The sequence below is a fragment of the Salmonella sp. 741265050_HSA genome (assembly GCF_046569445.1).
GTDB classification, from domain to species: Bacteria; Pseudomonadota; Gammaproteobacteria; order Enterobacterales; family Enterobacteriaceae; genus Salmonella; species Salmonella enterica.
This window is the reverse complement of the sequence record NZ_JBKFSV010000015.1, coordinates 58557-83095: the sequence shown is the minus strand read 5'-3', so window position 1 is coordinate 83095 and position 24539 is coordinate 58557. Positions and strand designations below refer to the sequence as shown.

General features: G+C 53.2%; 23 protein-coding genes and 2 pseudogenes. 21 read left to right on the top strand and 4 right to left on the bottom strand.

Going from position 1 to position 24539, the window contains the following annotated elements:
• Positions 1–176: 176 nt before the first annotated feature.
• On the top strand, positions 177–494 hold the full coding sequence (locus ACLD4F_RS19030) for a type II toxin-antitoxin system RelE/ParE family toxin (protein ID WP_000535852.1): 318 nt from the start codon (positions 177–179) through the stop codon (positions 492–494).
• A complete protein-coding gene (locus ACLD4F_RS19025; protein ID WP_000560822.1) occupies positions 491–832 on the top strand; it encodes a helix-turn-helix domain-containing protein in 342 nt (113 codons plus the stop codon). Before ACLD4F_RS19030 ends, ACLD4F_RS19025 begins: the two co-directional genes overlap by 4 nt.
• A gap of 2 nt (positions 833–834) precedes the next feature.
• Here ACLD4F_RS19025 and ilvY read toward each other — a convergent pair whose 3' ends face one another.
• The gene (gene ilvY / locus ACLD4F_RS19020; RefSeq protein WP_000365798.1) at positions 835–1722 is read right to left on the bottom strand and encodes an HTH-type transcriptional activator IlvY; all 888 of its coding nucleotides are present in this window, start codon (positions 1720–1722) and stop codon (positions 835–837) included.
• 163 nt (positions 1723–1885) lie between these two features.
• Between ilvY and ilvC the strand changes: the two genes are divergently transcribed.
• Positions 1886–3361, top strand: a complete 1476-nt coding sequence (gene ilvC / locus ACLD4F_RS19015) for a ketol-acid reductoisomerase (protein WP_000024943.1) — start codon at positions 1886–1888, stop codon at positions 3359–3361.
• Positions 3362–3454: 93 nt separating this feature from the next.
• Here the strand turns inward: ilvC and ppiC are convergent, their stop codons facing one another.
• Positions 3455–3736 carry a peptidylprolyl isomerase PpiC gene (gene ppiC, locus ACLD4F_RS19010; RefSeq protein ID WP_001096806.1) on the bottom strand — a complete coding sequence of 94 codons (282 nt, stop codon included), beginning with the start codon at positions 3734–3736 and terminating at the stop codon, positions 3455–3457.
• Between the two features lie 193 nt (positions 3737–3929).
• On the opposite strand from ppiC, the pseudogene ACLD4F_RS19005 reads away from it, so the two are divergent.
• The 3 genes and pseudogenes from ACLD4F_RS19005 to rep form a co-directional block, all read left to right on the top strand.
• Positions 3930–4085 (top strand): annotated as a pseudogene (locus ACLD4F_RS19005) (Crp/Fnr family transcriptional regulator); the annotation flags it as partial.
• Positions 4037–4174, top strand: a pseudogene (locus tag ACLD4F_RS19000) (nicotinamide riboside transporter PnuC); the annotation flags it as partial. The pseudogenes ACLD4F_RS19005 and ACLD4F_RS19000, both read left to right, overlap by 49 nt.
• Before the next feature lie 99 nt (positions 4175–4273).
• Complete coding sequence (gene rep / locus ACLD4F_RS18995) at positions 4274–6298, top strand: DNA helicase Rep (RefSeq protein ID WP_001238842.1); 2025 nt, start codon at positions 4274–4276, stop codon at positions 6296–6298.
• A gap of 39 nt (positions 6299–6337) precedes the next feature.
• Here the strand turns inward: rep and gppA are convergent, their stop codons facing one another.
• A complete protein-coding gene (gppA, locus tag ACLD4F_RS18990) occupies positions 6338–7819 on the bottom strand; it encodes a guanosine-5'-triphosphate,3'-diphosphate diphosphatase (protein ID WP_001089447.1) in 1482 nt (493 codons plus the stop codon).
• A 118-nt stretch (positions 7820–7937) separates the two neighbouring features.
• Positions 7938–9203: an ATP-dependent RNA helicase RhlB gene (gene rhlB / locus ACLD4F_RS18985; RefSeq protein WP_000047524.1), complete on the bottom strand. Its 1266-nt coding sequence runs from the start codon at positions 9201–9203 to the stop codon at positions 7938–7940.
• A 143-nt stretch (positions 9204–9346) separates the two neighbouring features.
• Here rhlB and trxA point away from each other — a divergent pair, with 143 nt between their 5' ends.
• From trxA to wecG, 15 genes are all read left to right on the top strand, one after another.
• On the top strand, positions 9347–9676 hold the full coding sequence (trxA, locus tag ACLD4F_RS18980; protein ID WP_001280776.1) for a thioredoxin TrxA: 330 nt from the start codon (positions 9347–9349) through the stop codon (positions 9674–9676).
• 247 nt (positions 9677–9923) lie between these two features.
• A complete protein-coding gene (locus tag ACLD4F_RS18975) occupies positions 9924–10007 on the top strand; it encodes a rho operon leader peptide (protein ID WP_134820045.1) in 84 nt (27 codons plus the stop codon).
• Positions 10008–10094: 87 nt separating this feature from the next.
• On the top strand, positions 10095–11354 hold the full coding sequence (gene rho, locus ACLD4F_RS18970; protein WP_001054532.1) for a transcription termination factor Rho: 1260 nt from the start codon (positions 10095–10097) through the stop codon (positions 11352–11354).
• A 229-nt stretch (positions 11355–11583) separates the two neighbouring features.
• On the top strand, positions 11584–12687 hold the full coding sequence (gene wecA / locus ACLD4F_RS18965; protein WP_000771937.1) for a UDP-N-acetylglucosamine--undecaprenyl-phosphate N-acetylglucosaminephosphotransferase: 1104 nt from the start codon (positions 11584–11586) through the stop codon (positions 12685–12687).
• A gap of 11 nt (positions 12688–12698) precedes the next feature.
• A complete protein-coding gene (gene wzzE / locus ACLD4F_RS18960) occupies positions 12699–13745 on the top strand; it encodes an ECA polysaccharide chain length modulation protein (RefSeq protein ID WP_000193417.1) in 1047 nt (348 codons plus the stop codon).
• A 55-nt stretch (positions 13746–13800) separates the two neighbouring features.
• Entirely contained in the window at positions 13801–14931 is a 1131-nt protein-coding gene (gene wecB, locus ACLD4F_RS18955) for a non-hydrolyzing UDP-N-acetylglucosamine 2-epimerase (RefSeq protein ID WP_079944687.1), read from the top strand.
• Positions 14928–16190 (top strand): UDP-N-acetyl-D-mannosamine dehydrogenase, encoded by a 1263-nt coding sequence (wecC, locus tag ACLD4F_RS18950; protein ID WP_000011233.1) that lies wholly within the window; start codon positions 14928–14930, stop codon positions 16188–16190. Before wecB ends, wecC begins: the two co-directional genes overlap by 4 nt.
• Positions 16190–17257, top strand: coding sequence for a dTDP-glucose 4,6-dehydratase (gene rffG, locus ACLD4F_RS18945; protein ID WP_076935971.1), 1068 nt, complete (start codon positions 16190–16192; stop codon positions 17255–17257). The genes wecC and rffG overlap by 1 nt, the downstream gene beginning before the upstream one ends.
• Positions 17258–17289: 32 nt before the next feature.
• Positions 17290–18171 carry a glucose-1-phosphate thymidylyltransferase RfbA gene (rfbA, locus tag ACLD4F_RS18940; protein WP_411010983.1) on the top strand — a complete coding sequence of 294 codons (882 nt, stop codon included), beginning with the start codon at positions 17290–17292 and terminating at the stop codon, positions 18169–18171.
• Entirely contained in the window at positions 18149–18826 is a 678-nt protein-coding gene (gene rffC, locus ACLD4F_RS18935; protein WP_001145154.1) for a dTDP-4-amino-4,6-dideoxy-D-galactose acyltransferase, read from the top strand. The genes rfbA and rffC overlap by 23 nt, the downstream gene beginning before the upstream one ends.
• A 4-nt stretch (positions 18827–18830) precedes the next feature.
• Positions 18831–19961 (top strand): dTDP-4-amino-4,6-dideoxygalactose transaminase, encoded by a 1131-nt coding sequence (gene rffA / locus ACLD4F_RS18930; protein ID WP_023219572.1) that lies wholly within the window; start codon positions 18831–18833, stop codon positions 19959–19961.
• A 1-nt stretch (position 19962) separates the two neighbouring features.
• The gene (gene wzxE, locus ACLD4F_RS18925) at positions 19963–21213 is read left to right on the top strand and encodes a lipid III flippase WzxE (protein ID WP_411010982.1); all 1251 of its coding nucleotides are present in this window, start codon (positions 19963–19965) and stop codon (positions 21211–21213) included.
• On the top strand, positions 21210–22289 hold the full coding sequence (locus tag ACLD4F_RS18920) for a TDP-N-acetylfucosamine:lipid II N-acetylfucosaminyltransferase (protein WP_023205635.1): 1080 nt from the start codon (positions 21210–21212) through the stop codon (positions 22287–22289). The genes wzxE and ACLD4F_RS18920 overlap by 4 nt, the downstream gene beginning before the upstream one ends.
• Positions 22286–23644, top strand: a complete 1359-nt coding sequence (gene wzyE, locus ACLD4F_RS18915) for an ECA oligosaccharide polymerase (protein ID WP_000055611.1) — start codon at positions 22286–22288, stop codon at positions 23642–23644. Before ACLD4F_RS18920 ends, wzyE begins: the two co-directional genes overlap by 4 nt.
• Positions 23641–24381 (top strand): lipopolysaccharide N-acetylmannosaminouronosyltransferase, encoded by a 741-nt coding sequence (wecG, locus tag ACLD4F_RS18910; protein ID WP_000183617.1) that lies wholly within the window; start codon positions 23641–23643, stop codon positions 24379–24381. The genes wzyE and wecG overlap by 4 nt, the downstream gene beginning before the upstream one ends.
• Positions 24382–24539 lie beyond the last annotated feature (158 nt).

The following is a 24539-nucleotide window of genomic DNA, read 5'->3' as shown; positions in this document are numbered from 1 at the left end:
TTAATTTTGCGAGACGTTTTCCAGAAGGCGCCCAATCTGCTTGTGGTGAAACTCGGCTCACCATATCGTTAGCACCGCTATCACTTGCATCTGCTAAAAACAATGTATAAAATTTTATACACAAGGATGTTATGTTACTCACCCGAGCTCTCTCCAATGAAAAAGAAATTCGATGGGTGGGATCTTCTCTGGAGGATCTCCTGGCTTTTCCCATAACGGTACGCAAAGCAGTCGGTTATCAGCTTCACAAAATTCAGTATGGAATTGAACCCGATGACTGGAAACCGTTTTCAGAAATTGGGGCTGGGGTAAATGAAATTCGGATTCGTGACAACAATGGTATCTATCGCGTTATGTATGTCGCTAAGTTTGAAGAAGCACTCTACGTTTTGCATAGTTTCCAAAAACAGACGCAACAAACCAGTCAGCACGATAAAAACATCGCCAGAACGCGTTATAACCGGGTGGTGCAACAACGGAGAAACAGCTTGTGATTGCCAAAACTGATAGTGATATTCGCCATGTGACGCCATCTGGCGGTAATGTTTTTGCTGATTTGGGGTTTGATAAGCAGGACGCAGAAAAGTTTTACGCTGATTCCCTGAGTGAAATCGAAAACACGTTAGCCATTAAAGAACAGCTCATGGAAGAAATTACCCTCTGGATTACGCGAAACCAGATGAAGCAAGCCGAGGTTGCTACAGTTTTGCATATATCCCGACCGCGCGTTTCGGATGTCGTCAACAAGAAATGCAGCAAATTCACCATTGATGCTCTGGTGAATATGCTTAGCCGTATTGGGAAGCCTGTTCGGGTAATGGTAGGGCCGTAAAACTAATTCGGTAAAATCTTCCAGAACGCATCAATTAGCGGCTCATGCAGCCGCTTTTTTTGCGCGCAGACGCCAAGCTCAAACGGCGTTTTTTCATCACTACGTTCTAAAATCATCACCCGGTTGCGCACCGGTTCCGGGCTATTTTCCAGCACCACTTCCGGCAGCAGCGCCACGCCGCAGCCCAGCGCCACCATTGAGACCATCGCTTCGTGACCGCCGACGGTGGCGTAAATCTGCGGATTGCTGATTTTATGGCGGCGGAACCATAGCTCAATGCGGCGGCGTACCGGCCCCTGATCGGCCATGATAAACGGCACCGTCGACCAGTCTGGCTTATCAACCGAAACCTGATTACGCACCGGGCAGGGCAGCGCCGGGGCGATCAGCACCACCGCCAGATTTTCCAGCATCGAAAACGCCACCGCGCCGGGCAGCGTTTCTGGTTTGCCGGCGATTGCCAGGTCCGCTTCTCCCGTTACCACCTTTTCCATCGCATCGGCAGCGTCTCCGGTCGTCAATTTGATTTCAACAGAAGGGTGTTCGGCGCGAAAACGGTCGAGGATCGGCGGCAGATGACTGTATGCCGCGGTCACCGAGCAGAAAATATGCAGTTCGCCGGAAAGGGACGGCCCCTGCTGATCGAGGGTATGGCGCAACTGCTGATATTGCAAAAGTGTCTGTTGGGCAAACACTCGCAGCTCTTCACCCGCTTCGGTCAGCGTGACCGTGCGGTTATCACGCACAAACAGCGGCTGGCCGAGATCTTCTTCCAGCCGCTGGATCTGCCGGGAGAGCGTGGAGGGGCTGACGTGCATCGCCCGCGCGCTGCGGCCAAAGTGGCGGCTTTCCGCCAGATGCAGGAAGGTTTTTAGATCGCGTAAATCCACAGACAGACCTCCGGTTTTTGACGTTGCATAAACCGCAACATAACGTTGTGAATATATCAATTTCCGCAATAAATTTCCTGTTGTAATGTGGGTTCATTCGCACAGATAGCAATCTGTAAACCGAACAATAAGCGCGACACACAACATCACGGAGTACACCATCATGGCTAACTACTTTAATACACTGAACCTGCGCCAGCAGCTGGCGCAGCTGGGTAAATGCCGCTTTATGGGCCGCGACGAATTCGCCGACGGCGCGAGCTACCTTCAGGGTAAAAAAGTGGTCATCGTCGGCTGTGGCGCTCAGGGGCTGAACCAGGGCCTGAACATGCGTGATTCCGGTCTGGATATCTCCTACGCCCTGCGTAAAGAAGCGATTGCTGAGAAGCGTGCCTCCTGGCGTAAAGCGACCGAAAACGGCTTCAAAGTGGGTACCTACGAAGAGCTGATTCCGCAGGCTGACCTGGTGGTTAACCTGACGCCAGACAAACAGCACTCCGACGTGGTGCGCTCCGTACAGCCGCTGATGAAAGACGGCGCGGCGCTGGGCTACTCCCACGGCTTCAATATCGTGGAAGTGGGCGAGCAGATCCGTAAAGACATCACCGTAGTGATGGTAGCGCCGAAGTGTCCGGGCACCGAAGTGCGCGAAGAGTACAAACGTGGTTTCGGCGTGCCGACGCTGATCGCCGTTCACCCGGAAAACGACCCGAAAGGCGAAGGCATGGCGATTGCGAAAGCCTGGGCTGCGGCCACCGGCGGTCACCGTGCGGGCGTACTGGAATCTTCTTTCGTTGCGGAAGTGAAATCTGACCTGATGGGCGAGCAGACTATTCTGTGCGGTATGCTGCAGGCCGGCTCCCTGCTGTGCTTCGACAAGCTGGTGGCAGAAGGCACCGACCCGGCATACGCGGAAAAACTGATTCAGTTCGGCTGGGAAACCATCACCGAAGCGCTGAAGCAGGGTGGTATCACTCTGATGATGGACCGTCTGTCTAACCCGGCGAAACTGCGTGCTTACGCGCTGTCCGAACAGCTGAAAGAGATCATGGCGCCGCTGTTCCAGAAACACATGGATGACATCATCTCCGGCGAATTCTCTTCCGGCATGATGGCTGACTGGGCTAACGACGATAAGAAACTGCTGACCTGGCGTGAAGAGACCGGTAAAACCGCGTTCGAAACCGCACCGCAGTTTGAAGGTAAAATCGGCGAGCAGGAGTACTTCGATAAAGGCGTGCTGATGATTGCGATGGTGAAAGCGGGCGTTGAGCTGGCGTTCGAAACCATGGTCGATTCCGGCATCATCGAAGAGTCCGCTTACTACGAATCACTGCACGAACTGCCGCTGATCGCGAACACCATCGCCCGTAAGCGTCTGTACGAAATGAACGTAGTTATCTCCGATACCGCAGAATACGGTAACTACCTGTTCTCTTACGCTTGCGTACCGCTGCTGAAACCGTTTATGGCGGAATTGCAACCGGGCGATCTGGGTAGTGCTATCCCGGAAGGCGCGGTAGACAACGCACAGCTTCGCGACGTGAACGACGCGATTCGTAGTCATGCGATTGAGCAGGTAGGTAAGAAACTGCGCGGCTATATGACGGATATGAAACGCATTGCGGTAGCGGGTTAATGTAGGCAGTGTCGGGTGGCGCTAGCGCTTACCCGACCTACAAAATCAAGCAGACGATGTAGGCCGGGTAAGGCGTAGCCGCCACCCGGCTTTTTATTTGCGATACAATACTTTAATGATGTGGTAACCGAACTGAGTATGCAGCGGGCCGGTTGGCTCCAGTACCGGGCAGGAAAAGACTACTTTATCGAATGCCGGAACCATCTGGCCCTGACGAAATTCGCCTAAATGACCGCCTTTTTTACCGGATGGGCAGATAGAATGCTTCTTCGCCAGCTTCTCAAAATCGCCGCCGTTTTTAATTTGCTCCAGAAGATCTAAAGCCAGTTTCTCTTCTTTTACAAGAATATGCAGTGCTGCTGCCATTTTTGCCATTATTGTGTTCTCACGTCGCAAAGATTGGCCGTCACTTTATCACTCCTTAGGCCGTCAGACATATACTCTTCGCCATTACAGGACAGATGTCCCGCCTGATTTAATGAACCGGGAGATAAGCGGCATTTTTAGCAGGCGTATTTCGGATGTGCGGGACGGCGGTCCTGTCCTTTCTGACAAGGGGCGAGATACCATGAACATAATGAAAAACGCAGAATTTCCAGACGACTGGCTTTTAGGGCTACGCCAGGTCGTACGCGACCCAGTGCTCTATGAATTACTCAAATACTGCCCGTTGGAAATCATGCAGTACAGGGCGTTTATGCGATGTCGCTTGAGTATGTTCTGCTGACGGCGATCGCGCTAATGGGTTCTTACAGTTGGATCAAGAGCGCACAGCGTAATGGCTATACGCCGCTTGCCGCCAGAGCCTGCTGATTGACCTTTTCCAGGCTGCCTGAAAAAGCAGCCTGGTCTTCTCTGGGCCTCGCTTTCTGCTACAATCCCTCCCCCGTTCGAAGATTGAGCACTATTCCCATGCGTTTAAATCCCGGCCAACAACACGCTGTCGAATTCGTCACCGGACCCTGCCTGGTGCTGGCAGGTGCGGGTTCTGGTAAAACTCGCGTAATTACCAATAAAATCGCCCACCTGATCCGCGGATGCGGCTATCAGGCCCGGCATATTGCGGCGGTGACGTTTACCAACAAGGCAGCGCGTGAGATGAAAGAACGCGTCGGGCAGACGCTCGGCCGTAAGGAAGCGCGCGGTTTGATGATCTCCACCTTTCATACGCTAGGGCTGGATATTATTAAGCGCGAGTACGCTGCGCTGGGGATGAAATCGAACTTTTCATTGTTTGACGATACCGACCAGGTCGCCTTGCTCAAAGAGCTGACCGAAGGCCTGATCGAAGACGACAAGGTTCTGTTGCAACAGCTGATCTCCACGATCTCCAACTGGAAAAACGATCTCAAAACGCCTGCACAGGCAGCGGCGGGGGCGAAAGGTGAACGCGATCGTATTTTTGCCCACTGCTACGGGCTTTACGACGCCCATATGAAGGCATGTAACGTTCTCGATTTTGATGATTTGATTTTGCTGCCGACGCTGCTGCTGCAACGCAATGATGAGGTGCGCGAGCGCTGGCAGAATAAAATTCGTTATCTGCTGGTGGATGAATATCAGGATACTAACACCAGCCAGTATGAGTTGGTTAAGCTGCTGGTCGGGCAACGCGCGCGTTTTACGGTCGTAGGCGATGACGATCAGTCTATCTACTCCTGGCGCGGGGCGCGTCCGCAAAACCTGGTGTTACTGAGCCAGGATTTTCCGGCGCTGCAGGTGATTAAGCTGGAGCAAAACTATCGTTCTTCGGGCCGCATCCTGAAAGCGGCGAATATTCTCATCGCCAACAATCCGCACGTCTTTGAAAAGCGCCTCTTTTCCGAGCTCGGTTACGGCGCGGAACTCAAAGTGTTAAGCGCAAACAATGAAGAGCATGAAGCTGAGCGCGTTACCGGCGAACTGATTGCCCATCACTTTGTGAACAAGACCCAGTATAAGGATTACGCCATTCTGTATCGCGGGAATCATCAGTCGCGGGTATTTGAAAAATTCCTCATGCAGAACCGCATTCCGTACAAAATTTCCGGCGGCACCTCATTCTTCTCCCGTCCGGAGATTAAAGACCTGCTGGCCTACCTGCGGGTGTTGACCAACCCGGATGATGACAGCGCTTTCCTGCGCATCGTGAATACGCCAAAACGCGAAATCGGTCCGGCCACTCTGCAAAAACTGGGTGAATGGGCAATGACGCGTAATAAAAGCCTGTTTACCGCCAGCTTTGATATGGGACTTAGCCAAAAGCTGACCGGACGTGGTTACGATTCATTGACGCGTTTTACCCACTGGCTGGGGGAAATCCAGCGTCTGGCCGAACGCGAGCCTGTCGCCGCCGTGCGCGATCTCATCCACGGTATTGACTATGAATCCTGGTTGTATGAAACCTCGCCGAGCCCCAAAGCGGCGGAAATGCGTATGAAAAACGTTAACCAGCTCTTTAGCTGGATGACTGAGATGCTGGAAGGCAACGAACTCGATGAGCCGATGACGCTGACCCAGGTGGTTACACGCTTTACGCTGCGCGATATGATGGAGCGCGGCGAGAGCGAAGAAGAGCTGGATCAGGTACAGTTGATGACGCTTCATGCGTCGAAAGGACTGGAATTCCCGTATGTCTATATGGTGGGAATGGAAGAAGGATTTTTGCCGCATCAAAGTAGCATTGACGAAGACAATATTGAGGAAGAGCGTCGGCTGGCCTATGTCGGGATCACTCGCGCGCAGAAAGAGCTCACCTTTACATTATGTAAAGAGCGCCGTCAGTATGGGGAACTGGTGCGCCCGGAACCCAGCCGCTTCCTGTTAGAACTACCGCAGGATGATTTAATCTGGGAGCAGGAGCGCAAAGTGGTAAGCGCTGAGGAGCGAATGCAAAAAGGGCAAAGTCACCTGGCTAATCTGAAAGCCATGATGGCGGCAAAGCGAGCGAAATCGTAGGCCAGATAAGCGAAGCGTCATCCGGCAATCAGGCTACGGTTAGCGAACGTCCAGCGGCCAGTGTACATAGCTTTGCCACTGGCTTTCCTGATCAATCAACTCTTTACCCAGCGGGTGATGCGCCAGCCAGTCGCCGGGCAAGGTTAACGTCAGATTTTCATTTAGCGCCTGTAGCGTAATTTCTGGTACCAGATCGTCACGACGGCGACCGGCAAAGAGAATCGCCAGGCGCAGCAAACGGCATAGCTGTTCCGCAACACGGGGCGGTACCGCGTTTTGCTGATGAAGCGAAGAGAGATCGACCGGATTGGTCTGATTCAGTAAGAGGGTGGCGAGCAACTTTTTCTGCGCGGGCGTATAGCCAGGCAGATCCAAATGGCGTACTAAATAGGCGGCATGATAGGGCGCCTGTTTAAAATCAACGCTCAGACCGATCTCATGCAACTGGCAAGCGCTAAGCAACAGTTCACGACTGATAGGCTCAATATGCCAGGCATTTTCTACCTGTTTGAGGAAGTTATCTGCCAGCTTCGCCACGCGATTTGCCTGATCGGTATCGACGATAAACCGACGCTGAATGTTTCGCAGCGTGCGGCTGCGGATATCCTGATCTACCGCCAGATGCAACATCCCATACACCAGCCCTTCGCGTAACGCGCCGCCTGCCAGCGTCATGCTCTGGATGTTCAGCTCGGTAAATATCGCGATCAGAATAGCCAGCCCGCTTGGGAAAACCAGCGCGCGCTCCAGCGTCAGGCCTTCGATTTCCAGCTCTTCCAGACGCCCGCACTGTATCGCGCGTTGTTTTAGCTGCTGCAGTTTGGCGAGCGTAATGCGCTCGTCCATCCCCTGCGCCATCATGATTTCCTGCAATGCCTGTACGGTGCCGGAGGCACCCACGCAGACCTTCCAGCCATGAAAACGCAGTTCATCGGCGACCGGACGCAGCACATCGCGCGCGGCCTTCTCCGCATCATCAAAGTTTTCTTGCGCCAGATTACGATCGCTAAAATAGCGTTCAAGCCACGTTACGCAGCCCATCGACAGGCTAAACAGCGACGTGGTTTGCGCGCCAGTGCCGGTAACCAGTTCAGTGCTGGCGCCGCCGATATCCACCACCAGTCGCTGATCTGCGCCGCCGGTGGTATGAGCGACTCCCTGATAAATCAGCCGCGCCTCTTCTTCGCCGCTGATAACCTGCACCGGACAACCAAGGATAGTCTGCGCTTTCGCGATAAATTCACCCGCATTGACGGCGAGACGCAATGTTGCGGTGGCAACCACGCGGATTTGTGGCTGCGGGATATCCTGCAAACGTTCAGCAAACAGACGCAGGCATTGCCAGCCGCGTTCCATCGCTTCGGCTGAAAGGTGGTTGTCGTTGTTCAGACCCGCGGCCAGACGCACCTTGCGTTTTATTCGGGTCAGCGTCTGGATGCTTCCCGCCGCCTCGCGCACGACCAGCATATGAAAACTATTGGAACCGAGATCAATGGCGGCATACAACGAGGTGGAATTCATACACTTCATCCTTCAACCTGTATCCATGTTGGCTGCGTACTCTTCCTAAGCTCATCGGGATTTGTTTTCTTGCCGCCTTGATACAGGCTAAATGATTTTGTGTATGGCATAACTTTTCTTAACCTGAACGACGACGATTACGCGGAGCGCCAGCGCGGCGCGGACCATTGCCAGGACGCGCACGCGTCAGGCGCAACGGCTTGGGCAGATCGTTCATGAGCGCTTCCGGATTGTATTTGCTGACCGGAATCGAGTGGCCGATATAGCTCTCAATAGCGGGCAGATTCAGCGCATACTCTTCGCAAGCCAGGCTGATGGAATGTCCGCTGGCGCCAGCGCGACCGGTACGACCGATACGGTGAACATAGTCTTCACAATCGTCTGGCAGATCGTAGTTAAAGACGTGCGTTACTGCGGGGATATGCAACCCGCGCGCCGCGACATCGGTCGCCACAAGAATATCCAGATCGCCGCGGGTGAACTCATCCAGAATCCGCAGGCGCTTTTTCTGCGCGACATCGCCGGTCAGCAGACCAACACGATGGCCATCTGCCGCCAGGTGTCCCCAGATATCTTCGCAACGATGCTTGGTGTTGGCGAAAATAATGGCGCGATCCGGCCACTCTTCTTCGATCAGCGTTTGCAGTAAACGCATTTTCTCTTCATTAGAGGGGTAGAAAAGCTCTTCTTTAATGCGGTGGCCGGTCTTTTGCTCCGGTTCCACTTCAACATATTCGGCGTTGTTCATCTGTTCAAACGCCAGCTCGCGAACCCGATAAGACAGGGTGGCGGAGAACAACATGTTCAGACGCTGCGCAGCCGGCGGCATACGACGGAACAGCCAGCGGATATCTTTAATAAAGCCCAAATCGTACATGCGATCGGCTTCATCGAGTACGACGACCTGAATGGCGCCGAGGTTAATGTGATTTTGTTTGGCGTAGTCGATCAGTCGGCCCGTCGTACCAATAAGAATATCAACGCCGCTTTCCAGCACTTTAAGCTGCTTGTCGTAACCATCGCCGCCGTAAGCCAGGCCTAATTTTAAGCCTGTCGCTTGCGCCAACGGCTCCGCGTCTGCGTGAATTTGTACGGCTAATTCACGCGTCGGCGCCATGATCAGCGCGCGCGGCTGGTTCACCTTGCGATCGTCGATCGCGGGATGAGAAAGTAAATAATGAAACGTTGACGTCAGAAACGCCATCGTTTTCCCGGTACCGGTTTGCGCCTGCCCTGCAACGTCACGACCCGCCAGCGTTAGCGGAAGGGCCAGTGCCTGAATGGGCGTACAATTATAAAACCCTTTTTTTTCAAGGGCTTCAACCACCTGTGGGTGCAGGGCGAAGTCGGAAAACTTCTGTTCTGTTAAATGTGTTTTGCTCATAGTGTGGTAGAATATCAGCTTACTATTGCTTTACGAAAGCGTATCCGGTGAAATAAAGTCAACCTTTGTTGGCGAAGTTAACATCAGCACCTCGTTGGTTAATGCTACACCAACACGCCAGGCTTATTCCTGTGGAGTTATATATGAGCGATAAAATTATTCACCTGACTGACGACAGTTTTGACACGGATGTACTCAAAGCGGACGGGGCTATCCTCGTTGATTTCTGGGCAGAGTGGTGCGGGCCGTGTAAAATGATCGCTCCGATTCTGGATGAAATCGCTGACGAATATCAGGGCAAATTGACCGTTGCCAAACTGAACATTGACCAGAACCCAGGTACTGCGCCTAAATATGGCATCCGCGGTATTCCGACTCTGCTGCTGTTTAAAAACGGCGAAGTGGCGGCAACCAAAGTAGGCGCACTGTCTAAAGGTCAGTTGAAAGAGTTTCTCGACGCCAATCTGGCGTAATACCTTTTATACGTCGAATGACAAAGGCGCTGTATGGTCAGGCGTCTGTCATTCGACGAATGATTAAGGTATCAGGCAGTTTCGTGGCGTCTGTTGTCCTTACGTTATTCTTAAATTGTCAGGATCTCTGGACGCCCGGTCTGAGTCGTGCTAAGTTAGTATTGACTTCGAATTAAACATACCTTATTAAGTTTGAATCTGGTTTTATCCGTCACTTCCCGTTTTTTCTCGCACGAGAAGTGGAAAGATTCCTGGCTCTTCGCTCATTCCGTCTTGTCGTTTCAGTTCTGCGTACTTTCCTGTGACCAGACAGCGAACAGACATGAGTTGATAGCCGTAAACAGGCATGGATGACCCTGCCATACCATTCACAACATTAAGTTCGAGATTTACCCCAAGTTTAAGAACTCACACCATTATGAATCTTACCGAATTAAAGAATACGCCGGTTTCTGAGCTGATCACTCTCGGCGAAAGTATGGGGCTGGAAAACCTGGCCCGTATGCGCAAGCAGGACATTATTTTTGCCATCCTGAAGCAGCACGCAAAGAGTGGCGAAGATATCTTTGGCGACGGTGTGCTGGAGATATTGCAGGATGGATTTGGTTTCCTCCGTTCTGCAGACAGCTCCTACCTCGCCGGTCCTGATGATATCTACGTTTCCCCCAGCCAAATCCGCCGTTTCAACCTCCGCACTGGTGATACCATTTCTGGTAAGATTCGCCCGCCGAAAGAAGGTGAACGCTATTTTGCGCTGTTGAAAGTTAACGAAGTTAACTACGACAAACCGGAAAACGCCCGTAACAAAATCCTCTTTGAGAACTTAACCCCGCTGCACGCAAACTCTCGTCTGCGTATGGAGCGTGGTAACGGTTCTACCGAAGACTTAACGGCACGCGTTCTGGATCTGGCTTCGCCGATCGGTCGCGGCCAGCGCGGTCTGATTGTCGCGCCGCCGAAGGCGGGTAAAACCATGCTGCTGCAGAACATCGCGCAGAGCATCGCGTATAACCACCCAGACTGCGTGCTGATGGTGCTGCTGATTGACGAACGTCCGGAAGAAGTAACCGAGATGCAGCGTCTGGTGAAAGGCGAAGTGGTTGCGTCTACCTTTGACGAACCGGCATCCCGCCACGTTCAGGTTGCCGAAATGGTTATCGAGAAGGCGAAACGTCTGGTTGAACACAAGAAAGACGTTATCATCCTGCTCGACTCCATCACCCGTCTGGCGCGTGCCTACAACACCGTGGTGCCGGCTTCCGGTAAAGTATTGACCGGTGGTGTGGACGCTAACGCCCTGCATCGTCCGAAGCGTTTCTTCGGCGCGGCGCGTAACGTGGAAGAGGGCGGCAGTCTGACCATCATCGCGACGGCGCTGATCGATACCGGTTCCAAGATGGACGAAGTTATCTACGAAGAGTTTAAAGGCACCGGTAACATGGAGCTGCATCTTTCGCGTAAGATCGCTGAAAAACGTGTCTTCCCGGCTATCGACTACAACCGTTCCGGTACCCGTAAAGAAGAGCTGCTCACCACTCAGGAAGAGCTGCAGAAAATGTGGATACTGCGTAAAATCATCCATCCGATGGGTGAAATTGACGCGATGGAATTCCTCATTAACAAACTGGCGATGACCAAAACTAATGACGACTTTTTCGAGATGATGAAGCGCTCATAACCTGGTCTTTACCTGAAAACGCCACGTTTTTACGTGGCGTTTTTGTTTTGCGATTCATCCTAGCGTCATGTCATATAAACTGGTCATCGGGATATGCGCTACAGAGTAACACCATGCACAATACACATTGTTTGCGGTAAAAAGTGTAATGTTCTAACAGGTCTCTTCTAGGAGCTGGCGTAACGCATTATACTTTAAGGAAATGATATATGCTGAGAGCACATACACTGTGAAGTTACTCACCGCTTTATCTGAGCTAATCAGTATTTTTTTATTCACGACCATTTTTATTTTTCTTGCGCGAAAAGTAGCCATAAAAATTGGTTTAGTGGATAAACCAAACTTTCGTAAACGACATCAGGGTGTTATCCCATTAGTCGGCGGGATTTCTGTGTTTGCAGGAATCTGCTTTATGTTTGGCCTCTCGGATTACTACATACCGCACTTATCGCTATATCTTATTTGCGCTGGTGTATTGGTTTTTGTTGGTGCGATGGATGACCGTTTTGATATCAGTGTAAAAATCCGTGCTGTGGTTCAGGCTGTTATTGCGGTTGTAATGATGGTTATCGCAAAACTTCACTTAGGTAGCCTTGGTTACATCTTTGGGCCTTGGGAGTTAGTGCTTGGCCCCTTTGGCTATTTCCTTACGCTGTTTGCGGTATGGGCGGCGATCAACGCTTTCAATATGGTTGACGGTATTGACGGCCTGCTGGGTGGGTTATCCAGCGTCTCATTTGCGGCGATGGGGCTGATTTTATGGTTTGATGGTCAGACTAGTCTGGCAATGTGGTGCTTTGCCATGATCGCCGCGATTCTGCCTTACATTATGCTTAATCTCGGTATTTTGGGGCGGCGTTATAAAGTCTTTATGGGCGATGCCGGTAGTACACTGATTGGCTTTACCGTCATCTGGCTTTTACTGGAAACGACGCAGGGGAAAACTCACTCTATCAGCCCGGTTACCGCGCTATGGATTATCGCTATTCCATTGATGGATATGGTGGCGATTATGTATCGCCGTCTGCGTAAAGGGATGAGCCCCTTTTCCCCTGATCGCCAACATATTCATCATTTGGTTATGCGAGCAGGGTTTACTTCCCGCCAGGCATTTGTTCTTATTACGCTCGCAGCGGCGATTCTGGCGGGAGTAGGCGTAACGGCAGAATACTCTCATTTTGTTCCTGAATGGGTTATGTTGGTGCTCTTTTTGCTAGCATTCTTCCTCTATGGCTACTGCATTAAGCGGGCCTGGAAGGTGGCGAGATTTATTAAGCGTGTGAAGCGTCGCCTGCGCAGGCAACGTGAGAACCGGCCAAACTTAACCAAGTAAATGAGGATACGATGACACAACCATTACCGGGGGCACGCGCGGTGAGCGCTGAAAATGAACTGGATATTCGCGGGTTGTTTCGTACTTTATGGGCTGGCAAATTCTGGATTATCGGCATTGGCCTGCTATTTGCCCTTATCGCGTTAGCCTATACCTTTTTTGCTCGTCAGGAGTGGAGTGCGACGGCGATCACCGATCGCCCAACCGTAAATATGTTGGGCGGTTATTACTCCCAGCAGCAGTTTCTGCGCAACCTGGATATTAAGACCGATCCCTCTTCTTCCGATAAGCCCTCGGTGATGGATGAAGCGTATAAAGAGTTCATCATGCAACTTGCCTCCTGGGATACGCGTCGCGATTTCTGGTTACAGACGGACTATTACAAGCAGCGAATGGTCGGGAATAGCAAAGCTGATGCGGCGATGCTTGATGAACTGATCAATAACATACAGTTTACGCCCGGCGATTTTACACGCGCCATCAACGACAACGTGAAGCTGATTGCTGAAACTGCGCCGGATGCCAATAATCTGCTGCGTCAGTATGTCGCATTCGCCAGCCAGCGGGCGGCGAGCCATCTGAATGATGAATTAAAAGGCGCCTGGGCTGCGCGTACCGTGCAGATGAAAGCGCAGGTCAAACGGCAGGAAGAGGTTGCGAAAGCGATCTATTCACGTCGTGTAAACAGTATTGAGCAGGCGCTCAAAATTGCGGAACAACATAATATTTCTCGTAGCGCGACGGATGTCCCGGCGGATGAATTACCGGACTCAGAGCTTTTTTTACTCGGTCGCCCTATGTTGCAGGCGCGTCTTGAAAATCTGCAAGCGGTTGGCCCTGCGTTCGATTTGGACTACTTTCAAAATCGGGCAATGTTGAATACGCTTAATGTGGGGCCGACCCTGGACCCTCGTTTTCAGACCTATCGTTATTTGCGTACGCCGGAAGAACCGGTAAAACGTGATAGCCCACGCCGAGCCTTCCTGATGATTATGTGGGGTATCGTTGGGGCGCTAATCGGTGCGGGCGTTGCCTTAACCCGTCGCCGCACGATTTAGCAACACCTCTGCAGTAGGGGGCTGGGCCCCTACTGTCTATTCGAAGAGAATCGATGTGAAAGTACTGACTGTATTTGGTACACGACCGGAGGCCATTAAGATGGCGCCTCTGGTCCATGCGCTGGGAAAAGATCCTCATTTCGAGGCTAAAGTATGCGTTACTGCGCAGCATCGGGAGATGCTTGATCAGGTATTAACTCTTTTTTCTATTGTGCCTGATTACGATCTCAACATTATGCAGCCGGGACAGGGGTTGACGGAAATTACCTGCCGAATTCTGGAGGGATTAAAGCCGATCCTGGCAGATTTTAAACCTGATGTGGTGCTGGTTCATGGCGATACCACCACTACGATTGCTACCAGCCTGGCGGCTTTCTATCAACGAATTCCGGTAGGGCACGTAGAAGCCGGGTTGCGAACCGGCGATCTCTATTCCCCCTGGCCGGAAGAGGCAAACCGCACGCTGACCGGACATCTGGCGATGTACCACTTTGCGCCGACGGAAAACTCGCGGCAGAATCTGTTGCGGGAGAACATTCCGGATGAGCGCATTTTTGTCACTGGCAATACCGTTATTGACGCGCTGATCTGGGTACGCGATCGCGTTCTGGCGAGCGATACATTACAGGCTGAACTGGCCGAGCAGTATCCTTTCCTCAATGTGAATAAGAAGATGATTTTGGTGACCGGTCATCGGCGTGAAAGCTTTGGTCAGGGCTTTGAGCATATCTGCCAGGCGCTGGCGGAAATCGCCGCCGCGAACCAGAATGTGCAAATTGTCTATCCGGTGCACCTCAATCCCAACGTTAGCGAACCTGTCAACCGTATCCTCGGCCATGTTGAAAACGTGGTGCTGATTGAGCCGCAGGACTACTTACCTTTTGTCTGGCTGATGAATCACGCCTGGCTCATTCTGACCGATTCCGGCGGTATTCAGGAAGAAGCGCCGTCATTAGGTAAGCCGGTATTGGTCATGCGTGAAACCACAGAGCGTCCGGAAGCCATTACCGCTGGTACGGTAAGACTGATCGGCACGGACTCCCGGCGCATTGTGGCGGAAGTTATGCGTCTGCTGCACGACGAAAATGAATATCAAACTATGAGCCGCGCCCATAATCCTTATGGTGACGGGCAATCATGCGCGCGCATTTTACAGGCGTTAAAAAGTTATCGGGTATCGTTATGAGTTTTACGACCATTTCTGTTATTGGGCTGGGGTATATCGGATTACCGACTGCGGCCGCTTTTGCTTCCCGCCAGAAGCAGGTTATCGGCGTGGATATCAACCAACATGCGGTAGACACCATAAATCGCGGTGAAATTCACATCGTGGAGCCGGCGTTGGGCAATGTGGTGAAGATGGCGGTGGAAGGCGGCTTTCTGCGTGCGACGACGACACCTGTCGAGGCCGATGCGTACCTGATTGCCGTGCCGACGCCATTCAAAGGCGATCACGACCCTGACATGGCCTATGTGGAAGCCGCGGCGAAATCCATTGCGCCGGTATTAAAAAAAGGGGCACTGGTGATTCTGGAATCAACATCGCCGGTCGGCGCAACGGAGCAAATGGCCGGCTGGCTGGCCGGGATGCGCCCGGATCTGACCTTTCCCCAGCAGGCGGGCGAGCAGGCCGACGTGAATATCGCCTATTGTCCGGAGCGTGTGCTGCCGGGTCAGGTGATGGTGGAACTCATTAAAAATGACCGCGTGATTGGCGGTATGACGCCAGTATGTTCGGCTCGCGCCAGCGCGCTGTACAAAATTTTCCTTGAGGGCGAATGCGTTGTCACCAACTCGCGCACCGCAGAGATGTGCAAGCTGACGGAAAATAGCTTCCGTGATGTGAATATCGCCTTTGCGAATGAATTGTCGCTGATTTGCGCCGAACAGGGGATTAACGTCTGGGAATTGATCCGCCTGGCGAACCGCCATCCGCGCGTCAATATTTTGCAGCCGGGCCCAGGCGTTGGCGGGCACTGCATTGCGGTCGATCCGTGGTTTATTGTGGCGCAAAATCCGCAGCAGGCGAGACTGATTCGCACCGCGCGTGAAGTGAACGACGGCAAACCGCACTGGGTAGTCGATCAGGTAAAAGCCGCGGTCGCAGATTGCCTGGCGGCCACCGATAAACGCGCCAGCGAAGTGAAAATCGCCTGTTTTGGGCTGGCCTTTAAGCCGAATATCGACGATCTGCGCGAAAGCCCGGCGATGGGGATCGCGCAAAGTATCGCCCGCTGGCACAGCGGCGAAACCCTGGTCGTCGAACCGAATATCCATCAGTTGCCGAAAAAATTGGACGGACTTTGCACGCTGGCGAAACTGGACGCGGCGCTGGCCGCCGCCGATGTGCTGGTGATGCTGGTCGATCACGACGAATTTAAAGCGATTCCCGGCGATGCGGTTCATCAACGTTATGTGGTTGATACCAAAGGAGTCTGGCGCTGATGAAACGGATTCTGGTGACCGGCGGCGCAGGCTTTATCGGATCTGCGGTGGTGCGGCATATCATCCATGAAACGGCAGACGCGGTGGTGGTGGTGGATAAACTCACCTATGCGGGCAACCTGATGTCTCTGGCATCGGTGGCGCAAAGCGACCGTTTCGCCTTTGAGAAGGTGGATATCTGCGATCGGGCATCACTGGAGCGAGTTTTCCAGCAGTATCAGCCCAATAGCTTGATGCACCTGGCGGCGGAAAGCCATGTAGACCGTTCCATCGACGGCCCGGCGGCGTTTATTGAAACGAATATCGTTGGTACTTACACCTTGCTGGAAGCCGCTCGCGCTTACTGGTCCGCGCTTGACGCGGACGCTAAAGCGGCGTTCCGCTTCCACCATATCTCCACCGATGAAGTGTATGGCGATCTGCATACTGCAGACGATTTCTTCACCGAAACCACGCCATATGCGCCAAGCAGCCCTTATTCCGCCTCCAAAGCCAGCAGCGACCATCTGGTACGCGCCTGGTTACGTACCTACGGCCTGCCTACGCTTGTCACCAACTGCTCTAATAACTACGGGCCCTACCATTTCCCGGAAAAACTGATCCCGCTGATGATTCTGAACGCGCTGGCGGGTAAACCATTGCCGGTCTATGGCAACGGCCAGCAAATTCGCGACTGGCTGTATGTGGAAGATCATGCCCGTGCGTTGTATCACGTGGTGACGAACGGCGCGGTGGGCGAAACGTATAATATCGGCGGTCATAACGAACGTAAAAATCTGGATGTGGTCAGGACGATCTGCGCTCTGCTGGAGGAACTGGCCCCGCAAAAACCGCAGGGTGTGGCGAATTATCACGATCTGATTACCTTCGTCGACGATCGACCCGGCCATGACTTACGTTATGCCATCGACGCGTCGAAAATCGCCCGCGAGCTGGGCTGGACGCCGCAGGAAACCTTCGAAAGCGGGATGCGAAAAACCGTTCAGTGGTATCTCGCCAATGAGGCCTGGTGGAAACCCGTGCAGGATGGCAGTTATCAGGGCGAACGCTTAGGTCTGAAACGCTAAACGGCAGGTTCTTACTCCTGGAGGAGAAACGAATGAAAGGCATCATTCTGGCGGGAGGTTCCGGTACCCGGTTGCATCCCATTACGCGCGGCGTATCAAAGCAGCTTCTGCCCGTCTACGATAAACCGATGATTTACTATCCGTTATCGGTGCTAATGCTGGCGGGCATTCGTGAGATCTTGATCATCACCACGCCGGAGGATAAACCCGACTTTCAGCGTTTGCTGGGTGACGGCGCAGCATTCGGTATCGATTTACATTATGCCGAGCAGCCCAGTCCGGACGGGCTGGCGCAGGCCTTTATCATTGGCGAAGCGTTCCTCAACGGTGAACCCTCATGCCTGGTATTGGGCGACAATATCTTTTTTGGTCAGGGCTTTAGCCCCAAACTCCGTCAGGTCGCGGCGCGTACCGAAGGCGCTACAGTATTTGGCTATCAGGTCATGGACCCGGAACGCTTTGGCGTCGTGGAGTTTGACGATGATTTTCGCGCGCTCTCGCTGGAAGAAAAGCCGAAACAGCCTAAATCTAACTGGGCGGTCACCGGCCTCTATTTCTATGACAGCAAGGTCGTTGAGTATGCGAAGCGCGTGAAACCGTCCGGACGTGGCGAGCTGGAGATCACTTCTATCAACCAGATGTATCTGGAGGAAGGTAAGCTGACCGTTGAACTGCTGGGCCGCGGCTTCGCCTGGCTGGATACGGGCACCCACGACAGTCTGATTGAGGCGAGCACTTTTGTGCAGACGGTGGAAAAGCGCCAGGGCTTCAAAATTGCCTGTCTGGAGGAGATTGCCTGGCGCAACGGCTGGCTGGATGATGATGGTTTGAAACGCGCCGCCAGTCAGCTTGAAAAAACCGGCTATGGCCAATATTTACTGGAGTTGCTCCGTGCCCGTCCGCGCCAGTATTGAACCGTTACTCTGGGAAAATACGTTCTTTGGCGTGAATAGCGGCATTGTGCGTATCGATGCCTCAGCGCCCGAATTAACGCCAGAAGCGCTGCAGGCGTGGCAACGCGTGCAGGTAAAAGTGCCGGCTGAAAATATCGCCTGGCTGTCGGCGTTGCAATCGCTGGGATTCTCTTTGGTTGAAGGCGAGGTGGATTTTGCGTTGCCGGTAAAAGGGCATCGCGACCAGCATGGCGCGGAAATTGCACATCTTAAAGACATTCCTGCTTTGCGTCAGTTGGCCGGAGAGGCGTTTACGCAGAGTCGTTTTCGCGCGCCGTGGTATGCGCCCGATGCCAGCGCCCGTTTTTACGCCCAGTGGATTGAGAATGCGGTACGCGGCACGTTTGATCACCAATGCCTGGTGCTTCGCACAGAGACAGGCGCTATCCGTGGTTACGTCTCGCTGCGGGAATTGAATGATACCGACGCGCGCATCGGTCTGTTGGCCGGACGCGGCGCGGGAGCGGAACTTATGCAGGCGGCGATCTGTTGGGCGCAGAGTCGCGGCAAAGCAACATTGCGGGTGGCGACCCAGTTGGGCAACACCGCCGCGCTTAAACGTTACATACAAAGCGGTGCCAACATCGAAAGCACTGCGTACTGGTTATACAGGTGACAACATGATTCCTTTTAATGCGCCGCCGGTGGTGGGAACCGAACTCGAATACATGCAGTCTGCAATGAGCAGCGGCAAACTGTGCGGCGACGGCGGCTTTACGCGTCGTTGCCAGCAGTGGCTGGAGCAACATTTCGGCAGCGCGAAGGTGTTGCTGACGCCTTCCTGTACCGCATCACTCGAGATGGCGGCTCTGTTGTTGGATATTCAGCCCGGCGATGAAGTGATCATGCCGAGCTTTACGTTTGTCTCCACCGCTAACGCTTTTGTCCTGCGCGGCGCGAAAATTGTGTTTGTCGATATTCGTCCGGATACGATGAATATTGACGAAACGCTGATTGAGGCGGCGATTACTGATAAAACCCGCGCTATCGTGCCGGTACACTACGCTGGCGTCGCTTGTGAAATGGACGTCATCATGGCGCTGGCGGATAAGTATAATCTGTTCGTTGTCGAGGACGCCGCCCAGGGCGTGATGTCCACGTACAAAGGGCGCGCGTTAGGAACGATCGGTCACATCGGCTGTTTTAGCTTCCATGAAACCAAAAATTACACCGCTGGCGGCGAAGGCGGCGCGACGCTGATCAATGATCGTACGCTGATTGAACGCGCGGAGATCATCCGCGAAAAAGGCACCAACCGCAGCCAGTTCTTCCGTGGTCAGGTGGACAAATACACCTGGCGGGATATCGGCTCCAGTTATTTGATGTCCGATCTGCAGGCTGCCTACCTGTGGGCGCAACTGGAGGCCGCCGATCGTATCAATCAACAGCGTCTGTCGCTGTGGCAGACTTACTACGATGCGTTAACGCCGCTGGCGCGCGCCGGGCGTATCGAGCTGCCTTCTATTCCGGAAAACTGCGGGCATAATGCCCACATGTTTTACATCAAACTGCGGGATATCACCGATCGCAGCGCGCTGATTAATTTCCTGAAAGAGGCGGAAATCATGGCGGTATTCCATTACATTCCGCTGCATGATTGTCCGGCGGGCGATAAATTCGGCGAGTTTATCGGGGACGATGTCTACACCACAAAAGAGAGCGAACGTTTGCTGCGTCTGCCGCTGTTTTATAACCTTGCGCCCGTCGATCAACGAACGGTGATTACTACCTTGCTAAATTATTTCTCCTGATATGTCGCTTGCTAAAGCCTCCCTGTGGACGGCGGTCAGTACGCTGGTAAAAATTGGCGCCGGACTGCTGGTGGTGAAACTACTGGCCGTCTCTTTTGGTCCGGCGGGCGTCGGACAAGCGGGTAACTTCCGCCAGATGATCACCGTGCTGGGCGTATTGGCTGGCGCGGGGATATTTAACGGCGTTACCAAACTTGTCGCACAACATCATGATAATCCGGCGCAGTTACGTACCGTGGTGGGAACCTCCTCCGCGATGGTATTGGGGTTCTCTACGCTGCTGGCGCTGGTCTTCCTGCTGGCGGCGGCGCCGATTAGCCAGGGACTGTTCGGTCATACGGACTATCAAGGGCTGGTGCGTCTGGTTGCGCTGGTACAAATGGGGATCGCCTGGGCGAACCTGCTGCTGGCGCTAATGAAGGGCTTTCGTGACGCGTCGGGTAATGCCTTATCGTTAATTGTCGGCAGCTTTTTGGGCGTCGCCGCCTGGTATCTCTGCTATCGTGTCGGCGGCTATGAAGGCGCTCTGCTTGGCCTGGCGCTGGTGCCGGCGCTGGTAGTAGTGCCAGCCGGCTTAATACTGATTAAGCGCGGCACCGTCCCGCTACGCTATCTCAAGCCCTCCTGGAACAACGGTCTGGCAGGGCAGCTCAGTAAATTTACCCTGATGGCGCTGATTACCTCCGTTACGATGCCGGTCGCCTATGTGATGATGCGAAACCAACTGGCCGCGCACTATAGCTGGAGCGATGTCGGGATCTGGCAGGGTGTAAGCAGCATTTCTGATGCCTATCTGCAATTTATCACCGCCTCCTTCAGCGTTTACCTGTTACCCACGCTCTCACGCCTGACGGAAAAACAGGACATTACGCGTGAAGTGGTAAAAGCGCTGAAATTTGTTTTGCCGGCGGTTGCGGCGGCGAGTTTTACCGTCTGGCTACTGCGCGATTTTGCTATCTGGCTGCTTTTTTCCGCCAAATTCACCGCGATGCGCGATCTGTTCGCCTGGCAGTTAGTGGGCGACGTGCTGAAAGTCGGCGCCTATGTTTTCGGTTATCTGGTGATTGCCAAAGCGTCGTTGCGATTTTACATTCTGGCCGAAATTAGCCAGTTTATTCTGTTAACGGCATTCGCTCACTGGCTGATTCCCGCTCACGGCGCGCTGGGTGCGGCACAGGCTTATATGGCCACCTATATTGTCTATTTTTCACTTTGTTGCGGCGTATTTTTACTCTGGCGTAGGCGAGCATGACTGTACTGATTCACGTCCTGGGATCGGATATCCCTCACCATAACCACACCGTGTTGCGGTTTTTCAATGATACGCTGGCCGCCACAAGCGAGCACGCGCGTGAATTTATGGTTGCCGGCGAAGATAACGGTTTCACGGAAAGCTGCCCGGCGCTCTCGCTTCGTTTTTATGGCAGTAAGAAAGCGCTGGCGCAGGCGGTCATCGCCAAAGCGAAAGCAAATCGTCGACAGAGATTCTTCTTTCACGGTCAGTTCAACACCAGCCTGTGGCTGGCGCTGTTAAGCGGCGGTATTAAGCCAGCTCAGTTTTACTGGCATATCTGGGGCGCGGATCTCTACGAAGTGTCCCACGGGCTGAAATTCCGCCTTTTCTACCCGCTTCGTCGTATCGCGCAGGGGCGAGTAGGGGGCGTATTCGCGACGCGCGGCGATCTCAGCTATTTTGCGCGCCAGCACCCGGGCGTACGCGGCGAGTTGCTCTATTTCCCGACGCGCATGGATCCTTCCCTGAATGCTATGGCAAAAGAGCGCCAACGTGCGGGGAAATTGACCATTTTGGTAGGGAACTCCGGCGATCGCAGTAACCAACATATTGCGGCGTTACGGGCGGTGTATCAGCAGTTTGGCGACACGGTAAACGTGGTGGTGCCGATGGGCTATCCGGCCAATAACCAGGCCTATATTGATGAGGTTCGCCAGGCCGGCCTGGCGCTATTTAGCGCCGAAAATCTACAAATTCTTAGCGAAAAAATGGAATTTGATGCCTATCTTGCGCTGTTGCGCCAGTGCGACCTCGGTTATTTTATTTTCGCCCGCCAACAGGGGATCGGGACGTTGTGTCTTCTAATTCAGGCCGATATCCCGTGCGTGTTGAATCGCGACAATCCTTTCTGGCAGGATATGGCGGAACAGCATCTGCCCGTCCTGTTTACCACGGACGATCTTAATGAGCAGGTCGTGCGCGAGGCGCAGCGTCAGCTCGCATCGGTAGATAAAAGCGGCATCACCTTCTTTAGCCCCAACTACCTGCAACCGTGGCATAATGCGTTGAGAATCGCCGCAGGAGAAGCCGAATGAGTTTAATGCAATTCAGCGGGCTGCTGGTGGTCTGGCTGCTCTCTACGCTGTTTATCGCCACGCTGACCTGGTTTGAATTTCGCCGCGTGCGTTTTAACTTCAACGTTTTCTTTTCGTTGCTGTTTTTGTTGACCTTCTTTTTTGGTTTTCCGCTAACCAGCGTGCTGGTATTTCGTTTCGACGTTGGCGTCGCGCCGCCGGAAATCTTATTGCAGGCTCTATTATCCGCTGCCTGTTTCTACGGCGTGTATTACGTGACCTATAAAACGCGTTTACGCAAACGCGTTGTGGATGTACCACGCAAGCCGCTATTTACCATGAACCGGGTGGAAACCCACCTTACCTGGGTGATCCTGATGGGCATCGCGCTGGTGAGCGTGGCGATTTTCTTTATGCATAACGGCTTTTTGCTGTTCCGGCTGCACTCCTACAGCCAGATCTTTTCCAGCGAAGTCTCCGGCGTGGCGTTAAAACGGTTCTTCTATTTCTTCATTCCGGCGATGCTGGTGGTCTATTTCCTGCGCCAGGACAGCAAAGCGTGGCTGTTCTTTCTGGTGAGCACCGTCGCGTTTGGTCTGTTGACCTACATGATTGTCGGCGGCACGCGCGCTAACATCATTATTGCGTTTGCTATCTTCCTGTTTATCGGCATTATTCGGGGCTGGATCAGCCTGTGGATGCTGGTGGCGGCGGGCGTGCTGGGGATTGTCGGTATGTTCTGGCTGGCGCTCAAACGCTACGGATTAAATGTGAGCGGCGATGAGGCGTTCTATACGTTTCTTTATCTGACGCGCGATACCTTTTCGCCGTGGGAGAATCTGGCGCTGCTGTTGCAAAATTACCACAATATCGATTTTCAGGGGCTGGCCCCTATCGTACGTGATTTCTACGTCTTTATTCCCACCTGGTTATGGCCGGGACGACCCAGTATCGTGCTGAATTCTGCGAATTACTTCACCTGGGAAGTCCTGAACAACCATTCTGGCCTGGCGATATCGCCAACGCTTATCGGATCTCTGGTGGTCATGGGCGGGGCGCTGTTTATTCCGCTCGGCGCGATCGTCGTCGGGCTGATTATCAAATGGTTCGACTGGCTGTATGAACTGGGTAACCGGGAGCCCAATCGCTATAAGGCGGCGATTCTGCACAGTTTCTGCTTTGGCGCCATCTTTAATATGATTGTGCTGGCGCGAGAAGGGCTGGATTCGTTTGTCTCGCGCGTGGTTTTCTTCCTGGTGGTTTTTGGCGCCAGCCTGCTGGTCGCTAAGCTTCTGTTCTGGTTATTTGATAGCGCCGGACTGATTCATAAACGTACAACTTCGCTCCCTCAGGCACAGGTGGAAGGAAAACTATGACTAACAATGCCGCTGCGCCCCTTTACTCGCTGCGTGGATTACCTCTGATTGGCTGGCGCGACATGTCACATGCGCTGAATTATCTGTTTGCCGATGGACAACTGAAGCAAGGCACGTTGGTGGCGATCAACGCCGAAAAGCTGCTGACGGCGGAAGATAATCCGGAAGTTCGCGCGTTGATAGCGGCGGCGGAATTTAAATATGCCGATGGCATCAGCGTGGTGCGTTCAATACGTAAAAAATTTCCGCAGGCGCAGGTTTCTCGTGTGGCTGGCGCCGACCTTTGGGAAGCGTTAATGGCGCGCGCGGGGAAAGAAGGCACACCGGTATTTCTTGTCGGCGGCAAGCCTGAGGTGCTGGCGCAGACGGAAGCAAAACTGCGGACGCAGTGGAACGTCAATATTGTGGGTAGCCAGGACGGTTACTTTACGCCGGAGCAGCGTCAGGCGCTATTTGCGCGTATCCATGCCAGCGGCGCGAAAATTGTCACCGTCGCGATGGGATCGCCAAAACAGGAATTGCTCATGCGCGATTGTCGGGAAGTGCATCCCCATGCGCTATATATGGGGGTGGGCGGTACCTATGATGTGTTTACCGGTCACGTCAAACGCGCCCCAAAAATATGGCAGAACCTGGGGCTGGAGTGGTTGTATCGTCTGCTTTCTCAACCGAAGCGTATTACCCGCCAGATGCGTCTGCTGCGCTACCTTCGCTGGCACTATACTGGCGATCTCTAATTCTCCCTTCTGATGACTTGAGCAGCGGATTGTGCTTATGGCGCTGCTCATTTACAACATAATCGATGATTTCTTACACAATAAGTGCATTTTTTTAATGCTCCATTTGCCATTTGTCCAAATTTAAGAAAATATTCGCAACAATCGATGTACCCATA

Bases quoted from the DNA above. Each gene is read 5' to 3' on its own strand.
- ilvC (WP_000024943.1), top strand. From the start codon at position 1,886: ATGGCTAACTACTTTAATACACTGAACCTGCGCCAGCAGCTGGCGCAG.
- ppiC (WP_001096806.1), bottom strand. From the start codon at position 3,736: ATGGCAAAAATGGCAGCAGCACTGCATATTCTTGTAAAAGAAGAGAAA.
- rep (WP_001238842.1), top strand. From the start codon at position 4,274: ATGCGTTTAAATCCCGGCCAACAACACGCTGTCGAATTCGTCACCGGA.
- gppA (WP_001089447.1), bottom strand. From the start codon at position 7,819: ATGAATTCCACCTCGTTGTATGCCGCCATTGATCTCGGTTCCAATAGT.
- rhlB (WP_000047524.1), bottom strand. From the start codon at position 9,203: ATGAGCAAAACACATTTAACAGAACAGAAGTTTTCCGACTTCGCCCTG.
- trxA (WP_001280776.1), top strand. From the start codon at position 9,347: ATGAGCGATAAAATTATTCACCTGACTGACGACAGTTTTGACACGGAT.
- rho (WP_001054532.1), top strand. From the start codon at position 10,095: ATGAATCTTACCGAATTAAAGAATACGCCGGTTTCTGAGCTGATCACT.
- wzzE (WP_000193417.1), top strand. From the start codon at position 12,699: ATGACACAACCATTACCGGGGGCACGCGCGGTGAGCGCTGAAAATGAA.
- wecC (WP_000011233.1), top strand. From the start codon at position 14,928: ATGAGTTTTACGACCATTTCTGTTATTGGGCTGGGGTATATCGGATTA.
- rffG (WP_076935971.1), top strand. From the start codon at position 16,190: ATGAAACGGATTCTGGTGACCGGCGGCGCAGGCTTTATCGGATCTGCG.
- rfbA (WP_411010983.1), top strand. From the start codon at position 17,290: ATGAAAGGCATCATTCTGGCGGGAGGTTCCGGTACCCGGTTGCATCCC.
- rffA (WP_023219572.1), top strand. From the start codon at position 18,831: ATGATTCCTTTTAATGCGCCGCCGGTGGTGGGAACCGAACTCGAATAC.
- wzxE (WP_411010982.1), top strand. From the start codon at position 19,963: ATGTCGCTTGCTAAAGCCTCCCTGTGGACGGCGGTCAGTACGCTGGTA.
- ACLD4F_RS18920 (WP_023205635.1), top strand. From the start codon at position 21,210: ATGACTGTACTGATTCACGTCCTGGGATCGGATATCCCTCACCATAAC.
- wzyE (WP_000055611.1), top strand. From the start codon at position 22,286: ATGAGTTTAATGCAATTCAGCGGGCTGCTGGTGGTCTGGCTGCTCTCT.
- wecG (WP_000183617.1), top strand. From the start codon at position 23,641: ATGACTAACAATGCCGCTGCGCCCCTTTACTCGCTGCGTGGATTACCT.